Genomic DNA, 12,826 nt, shown 5'->3' with positions numbered 1-12,826 from the left:
CGGATTAGTTTCGGTTATTGCTTTTTACTGAATTAATTTTACCGTCTACCTTAAAAACCACTAAGCCTTGTTTGGCATATTTAGAGCTATGAGTTTCATCTATTAGATGTGTATTATTTAAGACTTCATCCTCTGAGGCACAATCTAAATAAAATTCATAAGTATAGTTTGACGAGTTTTCATGAAAAGGGCTTAGGCTTACATATTTAACATAACCAGACTGACAGTCAGTAGAAGCTACGTAAGTAACAGTATTACAAAATTCTTCACCTATGTCCTGAGAAAAAGTTTGACCTAGATTATTATCAATATATCCTGTAGAGCCAAAGCTAGATGTATTAGGATCGAGAGGATATAAAGAAAATCTATAATCATTGCTACAAGCATTTACATCTAATCTTGCTTCAACTCCTATTGAAATATTATCATTGATTAAATAATCGCAATTTGAAAATGGCTCTTCATAAGATTTTTGTTTTGTTATTACATCATTTGTAGATAGATCTGTGATTCTAACTTCAGCATCCCATGCCTTTTCAAAATAATCATCGGTACAATAATTAATAGTATAGGGAACTTCTTGTTCACTACTACCCTCAACCCAAGGGGTAAAATTATTTTGATTATCAGAAAGCCATCTCCATTCGTACGTTAAGCTAGAAGAATTGTTACTAGGAATGGCTTTGAACTTTAATTTATATGGGTTCAAAACATGATTAACATCAACATTAAACTCAATTGAATTATTTGTAATAGGACCTAAATAAAGACAATCATTGATATCTTCATTAAAATCAATGTTTATATCATTTTTATTTTGATAATGCATTTTAAATTGTTCTGTGATTTTAAAGCCTCCCCAAAATTGATCTGTGTTTTCGACTTCTGTATAAGTAGTTTTTAAACGGCCGACTTTATCATATCTGAAGGCTGAGCCCATATTATTGTTATCTAAAATATAGGTCAAATCATCAGTTTCAGCATCGTAAACGTAAGACATCATACTTGAACTGACTGGATGCAATCTAAAATCATCAAAATAAAAATTGGAACCGCTAGTGTTTGTTACTTGAAGATTAAAATTAGAGTTAGGCTCAAGGTCAATGTAATAGTTATACATACTCCAGCATCTAGCTTTTACAATTTCTGAATGTTTGATCTCCTGGTTGTTTAATTTTAGAGTTGTTCCATTAATATTACCACTAGTAAATGGAGATAAAGTCCAAAAAGAAACTTTGTAAGTTCCAGGTCTAAAGTCATGAGATAAATCATTTTCATCTGATCCTATGGCACCAGAGATTTCAAATACGGCATCATTGACATTGTTTGGTTTGACTGAGTATTTTCCAGTATGAGCTACTTCATCTGTTCTAAAGTTCGCCCCTTTGACGCCACCTTCGAAAATATTTCCTGAATCCACATATTCTGCTCCTGAATAATACATTTCTGTGTATCTAGAGTTTGAATTAACCAAAATTTTATTTGATTCATCCGTCAACTTTGTTGAAGCAAAATTGCCGTTAATATCTTTTACTTCCAAAGGAATAGATGAGCGTGAATACTGTGTGACTTCTGAAGCTAGTTGCCATTTATCAGAGGTTGGAGTGTTTGTACTCCAATCGAAATAACTATTAACTTCATCAACGTTAGTTTGGTAAGTTCCTGTGTTCAAATCATCTGTTCTCAATTCATCTTTCCAAACGTAGTTCTTTTGCCTTCTATGAATATCATTATCATTTGATGAAGTACCATCATTTTCGATATAATTCCAGCTTTTATTCCATGTAGAGATAGAAGCATTCAATGTGATACCAGTAGAAGAATTTAAATTTTTAAATTTAGTAATACTCATTGCCTGTTGAGTGAGCATATTTTTATTGTTACCATTTAATATTTTAGAACCCATTTCAGAATATTTTTCATAGGCTGGAATTTTGTAAGCAATTATTTCATCATTTTGAGAGGTTTTTGAAACGCTTTTTCTAAAACTCCCTAACCATGGATCAACGTCAAAGTATTCAACTGAACTAATATTCATTCCATTTGAAACAGTGGTTTTTTTAAGCATATTATTATACTCAGTCTTTGATGAAGTACTTAACAAACTATGTCTATCGTAAATAATGTTACCGTTATCATTAGATTTAAAAATTGTTTTCATCGAATTAAAAGACTCTTTTACAATTCCTTTATTAGGTTCCCCATAATTAACACCGTCTCTACCTAGATTTTCACCTGTGAGTATTCTTCCATTAATGTATTCATTAGAAATCTTATTAACGACTTGGCCTTCTTTGTTAAATGTTTCAATAGACTTTATCTGACCTAGAAGAGCATTATTAATGTTAACTTCAATTTTTTTCGCCTTAATTTTATTTGAATTAATTGTACCATCATAAGTATCATAGTCATCTTCTACATTGGCCCAAAATATATTATCCTCCCCAACACTGTTAGCATCCTGTGCTTCCATAAAAATATTTGGATTGAATATATTGAAAACAGGTTTCAAAACATGGTGTCTATACCGAGTCTGCATTTCATAATTATTATTGATATCTTTTTCTGTCATTGTCACATATTCATACATAACACCAGGAGGCGGAACTTCTGATTGATAGGGGACGTATTTAAGTCCATTTACTGGAGAATAAGATGTAATCCCTGAACTTTTACCTGTAAATGGATTGGTATAATCATAATTAACTTTGTAAGTAGTATTATCTATTGGATTTGTCGTTCTAATTTCACTAACCCTGAGCCCCCCTCCTGTTTCATCTTCAGGAACTTTGTTGGCAAGAAGTTTAAAAACTAAATTGTACCTATGCTCATTGTTATTTGTCGGACATTGTTCTCTTTCTAGATGATCATCATTCCTGGGGTGAAAGTCATCGTAATAATATCTATTAAGTGCTATATGTGGTCTTGGATCACCATAAACTCCCTGTGTATTATACTCGTTTAAAGGAAAAGCTCCTGTATCTCTAACATCCAACAGCAGTATTTGTTCGCTAATGCCATTTGAATTTAATTCTGTGTAAATATCTTCTACAGTAACAATATCATCCTCTCTAATATCCACTGCCCCTCTTTCATTATCACTCCCCCAATCATCAAACATTTGGCATAAATATAAATCCAGAAAAACCCTCTGACCAATTTCAAAATAGTCATTAAAATCTTCAACGTGATTTGAAGAGTCTACTTCTAAATTATTTTTAAACCTTACTTTAAAGATGTTTTCACCTTGATTGTTTACACCTTCTCTATTTACCATTAACGATAAATGCTTCTCCCAGTATCTTCTAGAAAATGCTTCAATCCAATAATCGTCTTCTTCATATTCTATATCAATTCTTGCCCCTGTTGGCGTTTGTATACTTTTTAAACTCCATGCTTTCGCTTCATTTTCAGATGTATTTGGTTGATTTTGAATAAATCCCCAATTGTCTACATAATCATTTTTATCCTTTAAATAGTCTTTAATTTCATCATTAGATGGAGGCACACCGTTCGGCGATAATTCTGGTAAAGAAATATTATTAAACCCTTTCATGTGATAATCAAAATATGTTTTTGGCATATATGAAATCCCTGCTCTACCTTTAGTTTCAATCGAATTAAGTGTTAGTTTCCCGTACTTATTATCGTTAGGTGAACCGGCTGGAGCGTCTTTAGAAGAGTCTGAATTTTGAGCTAAATCATAATTGTAGTCAAATTCAATTACTTTTAATGCATGATTAGCCTCAAAATTTGGAGGGATATCACTTTCATCAAGAATATCTTTTTCATTATGGATTTCATAGAAATAATTTACGCTAAATTCGTCTTCAAAATCTTTTGACCTCCATTTTGGAGAATGAGTTTGATTTGTTACATGGTCATAAATTGAGGCTTCAGGCGTTGGGTAATTTACATCTTTAGGCAAATCTCTACCTACTTCACTTTCAAGCAATATGATCTTATTAAGCTTTAAAGAATACTCTTTTTTATATTCTACTTCATCCTCTAAAACATCAACTTTACCATCGGTATAATTTAAAACATCTCCGTCTTCAATAGTTGAACCCAAATTTATTTGTCCATTATTACTGAATTTATATTTGAGATCTTTGCCTAATGCATCATATCTTACATCTTTAACGAATAAAGCCGTTTTATTTTTTGTATTTATCTTGTCTAAATAATACGTCTGTTTCCTACCAAACGAATAACCTCCTTTATCCTTAGCCCCTACGTCGTCAGTAGTATCAGTATTGTAGTTATATGTAAAATCTTTATAGGGGGCACGCCAAACGTATCCATCAGACCATTTTCCATATTCAAGCTCAACCCAATATCCAAAATCATCCTTATCAAATTGATCATTTAAATTCGCATCTACATAATCTGGACCAGTTATAGCTGTCAATAGCCAGTGGGTTGCATATCTTGAATACTGTCTTTTCTCACTTACATTAGTAATATCAAAATCAGTTGTTTCGATTTCATCAATTTGATTTCTGCTCACTCTTTCATAATGATAAACTGGAATTGAAAAATGATAGGTCTTGCCATCAGGAGAAGTGATTTTATAGGCTCCTATTCCATCAGGATCAAATTTTAAAGGATCACCCCTATCTGAATCAGGAATATTTCTAGGGGTTATAAGTCCATTTTTTAAATTATTTGCTATTTCATTATTGGTAAAGACTTCCACATAATTAGGAGATTTCCCCCTATAATCATTTGTGTTTTGTGCAAAACCTTGGTGAGAGCTATTGTTAATAATTTGGTCAATTCTGAAGGCATTGTTATTAATGCTTAAATTTGCTGGATTATCGATTTCATTACTAGTAAATTGACCTTCAAACGAAAAATTAAAATTATTTCCTAATTCTCTATCAAATGATGAATTCATGCTTCCATGATGCCAGAATATATGAATCGGATCTCCCTCTTCATTAGTTGTCTTTTGGCCCTTTCCGAAAATATTGGCATTTTTAAAAAAATAAGGCCTCATGTTCCCCATTATCCCTTGAGCTGCGACATTATAATCGTCAAACCCCATGGATGTGAAGTTTACATTTTCAATGTCTTTTGAGTAATCTGATATAAACTCTTCTTCTGGTTGAGGTAATTTTGTTGAATAAGTATCTAATGATTTGGTTCGCTCAACATAATCATTAAAGTTTGACTGATGACCATTAAAATTGATTCCACTGTTTTCAATTAAAGGGTTGTTATCACTTATAGTCGTGTAAAAATCTTTGGAATATAAAGAACCCCATTCAACATTATTAAAACCTTTTCTGATATTTATTTTGACTCTGGTTTTACTAAAACCAAGAGTCACAGGGATTCCTACAAAATGCAAAGGAAGAGCTACAGCTGTGTTTTGAACATCTACACTTGCATCTCCCATTGAAAAACTTGAGCTTCCCATACCAACACCGTTAGACACACTACCTTTACTACCTTCAAGATTAGCACCTGCACCAACAGAAAAGGATCCTCCACCAGAAAAATTAGCTCCTAAGCCATAAGACACGTCTTCAAAACCTGAAACTCCTGAACTTTCTTCGTCAGCAAAACCAACACCGACTCCTAAACTACCCCTTTGTTCAGTCATCGAATATGAATATGATGCACCTGCACTCATTGAACCATTTTGATAGGCTAAGGATGCACCTACAGAGACATTTCCCGTTGTAGATGCAGAGGCATTCACTCCTGCATTCACGCCTACAGATTTTAATAATTCACTGTTTAATCCTAAACTCGCATTCACAGAGCCTGACAAACCTTGCCCTCCTCCCCAATTCATGCCAACACCAACAGATGTAACACCATCAAAACCAACGCTCGCAGTTACACTATAATAATCTTCAACACTGTTAAAAGAATTAAAATCAATTCCCAAACCAGCTTTCCAGTCATCTGGTGTATTATTTACTGACCTATTGATAGCTCCTGGATTTAAATACCATCCTAGACCCACCCATGATGCATCCATATCTGAAGTAATACCCGCATGATAAGACAAATTTACTGGAAAACCTTCAACATCTAAAAGTGGTAAAACATACGATAAGTTTCCATTTGTTAGATTGACCATATCTGTGGCATCTACCGGCTCAAATCCAGCAGCTTCAGGAGAACCAGGCCCATTACCATTAGCAAACATTTGATTAATTGGAAAAACACTAGGCATAAAAATAAACAGCAGAAATATTGCTATTGTTCTGTGAAGATTATTCTTTTTTTTCATAATTAGGATAAAGTTATAGATTGAATTCGTGAGGGTTTAGGATTTTTTTTGTGTCTATTTTAAACCTTAATTCTCCAACATTTAAGCCTATATCCTTGACTGAAAAAAAAAGATAATCATCATCTAAACGGTTATAATCCTTTTTAAAAACAAATAGAAGTGATGTAGAATGACTTAGACCATACATCTTAGGATATAGGTAGTCTACAAATTGGAGGGTATCGTTGCTACTGTTATATAAATAAACGTACTTATTCATTTCGAAAAGCAACCTTCTATTTAAAGAAGCATACTGGGCTTTAGTATTGGGTATTGAACTTAAAAGCTCTTTATTTTCATGACTTAGATTTAATCCAATATATATATGTTTGTCATATTTCTTTTTAAGTTTTGAAAATTCAGAGTTGTCTAGCCCCCCATAATCAAATTCCTGTAACGCCATTAAATCCCTTGGCTTTAAAAGTACTCTAAATTTAATCCCGTTGATTTCTCTTTCTGATGAATAACCATTTTCTTTATCATTGATAAATCTAGAATAGTCTACTTTATCATTAAAAGTTTTATTTGTTTCGAAAGAACAACTTATAATTAGGTTAATAAGAAATAGGACTATAATAAAAATGAAAGCATGCTTCATTTAACTTTGCTTAAATTGACTATTCAATCCTTCAAGTATTTCTCCAGTAAGGTCGGCATAGTCCTTTGCATACATTACGTTACCGTTGCCATTAGCACCCATTATAATTTGGTAATTATTTTTATCCCCGTACTCTTTGACATATTCATTTATGTCATTCAATACAGTTTGAGAGGCATTTTGATCCTCTTTTTTTACTGTTTCTTGAATCGCTTTCTGGTAATTATTAATCTGTTGTTGTTTATTACTAAGTATCTCTTCTTTAAGTTTTATTTCTTTTTGAGTCATACTTGTTCTTTCTTTCTCATAATTTGCAATTTCTTTCTTCCATTGGGTGACTAAACTATCAACATTAGAGTTTAGAGTTTTGGACTTTTCTAAGAAATCCTTTCTGACAATTGCTGTTCTTTCATATTTGTCCACTAGAACATTAATATCAACATATGCAACCTTCTGGGAATTCTTTAGAAAAATAAATAAAGTTGTGATTGCAATAATTAAGCTTAAGATTGATAAAATTATTGAGATTTTCTTCATAATAAGTAATTGGTTAAATACAAATAAAATTAATTTTTATTAAAAATTACTGCTTAAGAATGTTAAAATTTAACAAGTCTAATGCAAGGATTCAGTAACTCTCGTACTAAAGCCCTTAAATACTTATTAAAAATACTTTATCAATGAAATTCGATTTTTAATAAATTAACATTAAAAAGTTAATTTTAAATCAATAGTGGTTTTTTAGATAAAATCTAAAGTTCTTAACCAATCACCGTGCTCAACTTAAACATTGGCAGATACATTGACACTAAAATTACACCCACTATAAAACCTACGAGTACAATAATCACAGGCTCTAAGACCGTTGTTAATGTTTTAGATTGACGTATTACTTTTTGCTCAAACTGTTCATTAAGCTTCGAAAAAATGAATTCTGTCTTGTTAGTTTCTTCTGCTACAACAAGCATAGCGATAGTACTTTTCTCAAAGAATCCATCAAATTTTTTCATGCTTTCACTTAAAGAATCTCCTTTTTTAATATCGGTTTTTATTTGTTCTAGTATGGCTTTTAACGGATAAAAAGGAATCATATCTGTGATTAACTCTAGGGCATAAAACATAGGTAATTTTGCTGTAGAAAGCATACTTAAAGCTTGAAAGAGTTGGCTGATATAAATCAATTTTATAAACTTATTGATTATAGGTAATTTTAAAATTAGCCTTTGTCGAGCTTTAATAAACCATAGTTTTTTGTTCAAAAAAATCAATAAGACGATAATAGCCATCAATGAAATTAAAATACTGGCAGCGTAACTCCTTAGAAAAAAAGAAATATCAATTATAAACTTTGTGATACCAGGCAATTCAACATTTTGGCGTTTAAAAATATCCTCAAACATGGGAACCACATATCTCAGCATAAACAATACTACCAGACCTGCGGTACTTAGAATAATAATTGGATAAGTCAAAGCACTGGTGATATTTTTTTTAGTCTGATTTTTTCTTTCGTAGTAGTGTGCCAATAACTCGGAAACTTTGCTAAGACTCCCTGTTTCTTCACCTATTTTAATTGAATAACATTCATAAGACGAGAATTCTTTTTGTCCCTCTAAAGCTGAGGCAAAACTTTCACCAGCAATTATACGATCATAAACCAGTTGCAATACTTGCTTTACTCTTTTATCTTTAGTATTCGTTTTAAATATATTTAGAGCATCTATCAAACTAACGCCTGAGTTGATTAAAATACTTATCTCTAAATAAAACTTTTCCTTTTGTTTGCTATTAAATGCTTTACCGAAAGAAATATCTTTTTTTAAGATACTCTCTACCTTATCGGTGGATGCTTTTGCCTTTGTTGGCTTTGATGTATGTTGGTTAACTTTAATACCCATCTTTAAGCTTATTTAAAGCATCATTATTTTTATACACAAAGATTCTATTCTCTAACTTATCGGTTTTCCATAAAACAAGCTCGATTGCATCCACATTCCCATTTGATACTTTTTCTCCTTCGAAATAAAAAGCCTTATCTACGATATCTAAATTTAGCGTATCTTGTTGTATTTTTAAAAAATTCTCTTCAAACTGGTAAGTGATAGAATCTTTGTAATTTTTAAATACCAATCGTTTCTCATCTTTAATTATAGCTCTTGAGTACTTATTAAGGTGTATCCTCATGCGGAGTTCGGTTTGCTTTAAATACATCTCTTTTTCAAAATTAGTGCTGATATCATTCATATGCCGATGCACTAAATTTAACACTGAAAAAGACAGACCAGCTATAATCGATGTGATTATGATCACAATGATGAGCTCAGTAAGCGTATAGGCGTGTATTTTTTTACTCAATGGCATAGAAATGTTCAATTCGGGTAACTTCTCTTTTGGTGTGCTCTGCTTTAATTATAACTTTATTTAAGTCATTCTTGTCAACGGACTCTTTAACAACCTTTATAAGCCAGTCATTCTCATAATGAGAGTAAGGTAATGTTATTTTATTGTTTATATAATTGTACTCGGTTTTCTTTATAAAATAATCTATTGAGGAAGTATCATTTTTAATTTTTGAATTAATGATATTATTCAGAATTAGGCTTGATACCATAAATATAATCACAATTAAGACACTAGCGATAAGGCTTTCTAACAAGGTAGAGCCGCTTATTTTCCTTAATTGACCCATTTCGATACGCCTGAATTAGTTTGATTAAACGGTATACCCACATAATTAGAACTCACATCATCCGATGAAATCCTTACGTTAAGTAAATGGTTGATATAAACTGAGCTTTTGTACCTGGTTATAAATCTATCTGTAACCACACTTCCTCTTACATTTCCATATAACTCTAAATTTTGCTCTGAATAAACCATACCTTTAATTTCACTGTTAGCTGCTACATAGATATTTGTATCATATTGGTTTTCCTGAGATTGATTTCTAAAATATACAAGACTTCCTTCTATTCTTGAATTAGATTCGATAATGATTTTTGGGACTATGTTTTTATTTATGGCATTTTCAGGATTTATAAATAATGTTGAAGGGTAGTTAAGTTGTACATTTCTTTCGACAGTTATTTGATCACTAGAAAAGCATTGGACACTTCCCTTAAATCCATCCTTGATTTGAATTCTAGGAGCTATAAGTATCACATCCTCTAAGTTTGTCGTTTGATCTACTACAATAGCAGATTCAGACTGGATCATCACTTGCCCATAAATAAAACTATTATTAAGATAGATCTCATCTTCACTGTAATATACAATAGCTTGTTTTCCAAAGGAATTAACTATGCTATCCTGTAACTTATCTATAAACATAAATTCATTTGAATCATAATAATATCTAATAGATTTTAGGTAATTAATTTTGTCGTTTTTAATACCCAAATCGGTACTCGCTGTGTTCAAATTTCCCTGAAAAAGGTCTCTGTTCTCATAATACAAACCAGCTATATTTCCTGCTTTGATTCCATAGGGTGAAGTATAAAGCTCACCTCTCAGCGATGTATTTCCTACCAACACCAAAGGGTTTCTTTGATTACGTAGTCTTAGCGCAAAATTCTTAGCTAATGGGCTTATTCCCCCAACCAAAGCTATTTTATTATATCCTTTATTTTGAACTTCACCTATTATACTAACAGCATCTAAAAGTCCCCAGTGCTTTTTCACAACCTTAAAACTCTCTCTTTCTGAGATTTGGGTTCTAAGAGTATCTCTGTAAGTTATTTCGTGGGTTTCCATCCACTTAAAACCAGCATCAGTAACTTTAATTGCCTCTATGGTCAAGGTATTATCTTGCTTATACATGGTGTTTAAATGGACATAGAGGATAAAACTAGATAGAAGCAGAGCAATTATAACTGTCACAAAAACAACCAGCTGTAACGCCCCAGCTTTGACCTTATGTCTAAACTTATTTAGCAATGTCAATCGTTTTTGTAATCGTCTTATAACGCACCTGAATTTCCTCTTTAGACCCCTTTAAAAATTCTATGTCTTCAAATACTTCTTTAGGTCTTAATACGTAACTCCTTTGTCTGTAGCTAATAAGGTATAAATGCGATGAATCTTTTTTGTTTTTTAAAAATCCTTGATATGCAATTGCATTAAAGATAGAATCATAAGTTGGTCGCATTTGCTTAACAGAAACCGCTTTTGGTTCTGGTTTCGGCTTGTAGATAATCCCTAAAAAAGGATCTCTTTCAGGATACTCTACCTGTAACGTCTCTTTTAAAACATCTTTTTTTTGGTTGTATTCCCTTTTGGTGTTTTGAGATATTACAACTTCCTCCTCACCAAAAAATGCTGAATAAATCTTAACTAATAAAAACCCCCAAACTATTACGACAACTATCAATAAGATGTAAGTTTTTTTATTTTTCATGATTTAACTTCTATTAGTCTTCGATAACTTTAAAACTCTGAATGCTATACTCGGTTTGATAACTGTCATTTATCCCTTTTATCCTCCATTCATAATCGCCACTTGGTAAGATTGAAAAAAAAGATATAGTACTTGCGATTGTATCAACTACAATTTGATTTGCTTGTTCAAAATTAGGCTCTGCAACTTGTAACTTATAGCCACTAGCTCCTTCTATACCCTCCCAATTAAAGTTGACATTAGAATTTATTACTTGTGCACCGTCTGCCGGAGCTAATACCGTAATGGTGTCTTCAGAGATGTCTTCTAAAAAAACAACATCTTCACATGACATGATGAGAAGTACACTCAAAACACAAACTATAACTCTTAATGATTTAAAATCTATCATACCTTTCTTTCTTTGTTTTCTTTTTTTTCGACTTACAACCTTCACCTATTGAGATGATTTTTGAATCATAGTAATTTTTTACAACACAAAATTTTTCACTTGAAAAATCAAAAACATCTTTCTGATTAAGTGTAATGTAGTCAACTTCAACACCATTTACAGTCTTAATTCGATAAATACCTTCCTGTGTTTTATTAAGGAATAAAGCATTAGCATTGAGTATTTGATTGGATTGGGCAGAATTCATAAAAACGTAAATATCAGTGATAATCTGTGTTTCTGGATTTTCAATGATATACGCCGATAAGTCAGAAAACTCAGAATTGAGGTGTTCAATGATCTCAACACTATTGATCAAACTCAGTTTTAGGTAAGCCTTTTTTGGTCTTTTTTTAAAAATCTTCTTGACGTCAGTAAGACTGGTCTTTAAAGAGTCCTGAGTCGCATAAATTTCAATATCATACCTGGAATCTAAAAGTCCCTTACTTTCAAATCTTGCAGAATTCAGTCCATTGGATTCATAATTTCCGATAGCAGTTATCATTTTAAAGCCTTCTTTTTTCTCTACTGGACTTTTGAATATTGAACAAGAACAAAGCATTAATAAGAGAAGTAATGATATAATTTTTTTCATAATTAATTTTTAAAGTGATGTTTTCAAAATAGCTTGTGCTTGAAGATATTCATATTTTTTTCTTTTATCCTTTTCCTTTTTAAATTGCAAACTAACAATTTCACCAAAGTTTGACCCTGTTTCGATTTGATGAAGTGTTTTAGCCATAGAAGCATAGTCTCCCTCTAAGGTAAATCTAAAGTAATTAACGACCACCTCGTTGATCTCAAATTTAAAAGGCTCTTCAATAGCGATGATTTTTACCTTGTTAGCCCTGGAGTATTCATCCAATTTAACCAACAGCTTATTCTGTAAGTACACCGATGAGCTTTTAAATCCCCCCAATATTGCTTGTAGGGAATCTTTTCTTGCTTCTAGTTGAACTTTTCGAATAGCGTATTCTTCTGTATTCCTTTTATTATTTAAAAGATTCTCATAGCTTTGAGCTAAATCGATAGTTTTTTGAATCGCCAAAAAATAGGCAATAATAAGCAGTAAAATTACTCCTATTATCATCAAACTATTTTTTGTCTTCAAAT

10 protein-coding genes are annotated in these 12,826 nt (G+C 31.8%); all 10 read right to left on the bottom strand.

The window, feature by feature from the left end; all coding sequences use genetic code 11:
• Positions 1–4: 4 nt before the first annotated feature.
• Entirely contained in the window at positions 5–6,250 is a 6,246-nt protein-coding gene (locus F598_RS0104075) for a hypothetical protein (RefSeq protein WP_033408269.1), read from the bottom strand.
• A 13-nt stretch (positions 6,251–6,263) separates the two neighbouring features.
• A complete protein-coding gene (locus F598_RS0104070; RefSeq protein ID WP_019037751.1) occupies positions 6,264–6,887 on the bottom strand; it encodes a hypothetical protein in 624 nt (207 codons plus the stop codon).
• A complete protein-coding gene (locus F598_RS0104065) occupies positions 6,888–7,424 on the bottom strand; it encodes an OmpH/Skp family outer membrane protein (RefSeq protein WP_019037750.1) in 537 nt (178 codons plus the stop codon).
• Positions 7,425–7,648: 224 nt separating this feature from the next.
• Positions 7,649–8,785: a type II secretion system F family protein gene (locus tag F598_RS0104060; protein ID WP_019037749.1), complete on the bottom strand. Its 1,137-nt coding sequence runs from the start codon at positions 8,783–8,785 to the stop codon at positions 7,649–7,651.
• Positions 8,775–9,131: a hypothetical protein gene (locus F598_RS14380; protein ID WP_019037748.1), complete on the bottom strand. Its 357-nt coding sequence runs from the start codon at positions 9,129–9,131 to the stop codon at positions 8,775–8,777. Before F598_RS14380 ends, F598_RS0104060 begins: the two co-directional genes overlap by 11 nt.
• A gap of 432 nt (positions 9,132–9,563) precedes the next feature.
• Positions 9,564–10,823, bottom strand: coding sequence for a hypothetical protein (locus F598_RS0104045; RefSeq protein WP_157594944.1), 1,260 nt, complete (start codon positions 10,821–10,823; stop codon positions 9,564–9,566).
• Positions 10,813–11,283 carry a hypothetical protein gene (locus tag F598_RS0104040; protein WP_019037745.1) on the bottom strand — a complete coding sequence of 157 codons (471 nt, stop codon included), beginning with the start codon at positions 11,281–11,283 and terminating at the stop codon, positions 10,813–10,815. Before F598_RS0104040 ends, F598_RS0104045 begins: the two co-directional genes overlap by 11 nt.
• Positions 11,284–11,296: 13 nt before the next feature.
• Positions 11,297–11,635: a hypothetical protein gene (locus tag F598_RS14370; protein WP_157594943.1), complete on the bottom strand. Its 339-nt coding sequence runs from the start codon at positions 11,633–11,635 to the stop codon at positions 11,297–11,299.
• Positions 11,636–11,660: 25 nt separating this feature from the next.
• Positions 11,661–12,308 (bottom strand): hypothetical protein, encoded by a 648-nt coding sequence (locus tag F598_RS0104030; RefSeq protein WP_019037743.1) that lies wholly within the window; start codon positions 12,306–12,308, stop codon positions 11,661–11,663.
• Between the two features lie 9 nt (positions 12,309–12,317).
• Positions 12,318–12,824 (bottom strand): hypothetical protein, encoded by a 507-nt coding sequence (locus F598_RS0104025; protein WP_157594942.1) that lies wholly within the window; start codon positions 12,822–12,824, stop codon positions 12,318–12,320.
• Between the last annotated feature and the right edge of the window lie 2 nt (positions 12,825–12,826).

Source organism: Psychroflexus tropicus DSM 15496 (genome assembly GCF_000378765.1).
GTDB classification, from domain to species: domain Bacteria; phylum Bacteroidota; class Bacteroidia; order Flavobacteriales; family Flavobacteriaceae; genus Psychroflexus; species Psychroflexus tropicus.
Note: the sequence above shows the minus strand (reverse complement) of the source record. Positions and strands in the feature narration are given on the sequence as shown.

Coding starts and splice junctions, on each gene's coding strand:
- F598_RS0104065 (WP_019037750.1), bottom strand. CDS start 7,424: ATGAAGAAAATCTCAATAATTTTATCAATCTTAAGCTTAATTATTGCA.
- F598_RS0104030 (WP_019037743.1), bottom strand. CDS start 12,308: ATGAAAAAAATTATATCATTACTTCTCTTATTAATGCTTTGTTCTTGT.
- F598_RS14380 (WP_019037748.1), bottom strand. CDS start 9,131: ATGAATGATATCAGCACTAATTTTGAAAAAGAGATGTATTTAAAGCAA.
- F598_RS0104040 (WP_019037745.1), bottom strand. CDS start 11,283: ATGAAAAATAAAAAAACTTACATCTTATTGATAGTTGTCGTAATAGTT.
- F598_RS0104070 (WP_019037751.1), bottom strand. CDS start 6,887: ATGAAGCATGCTTTCATTTTTATTATAGTCCTATTTCTTATTAACCTA.
- F598_RS0104075 (WP_033408269.1), bottom strand. CDS start 6,250: ATGAAAAAAAAGAATAATCTTCACAGAACAATAGCAATATTTCTGCTG.
- F598_RS0104060 (WP_019037749.1), bottom strand. CDS start 8,785: ATGGGTATTAAAGTTAACCAACATACATCAAAGCCAACAAAGGCAAAA.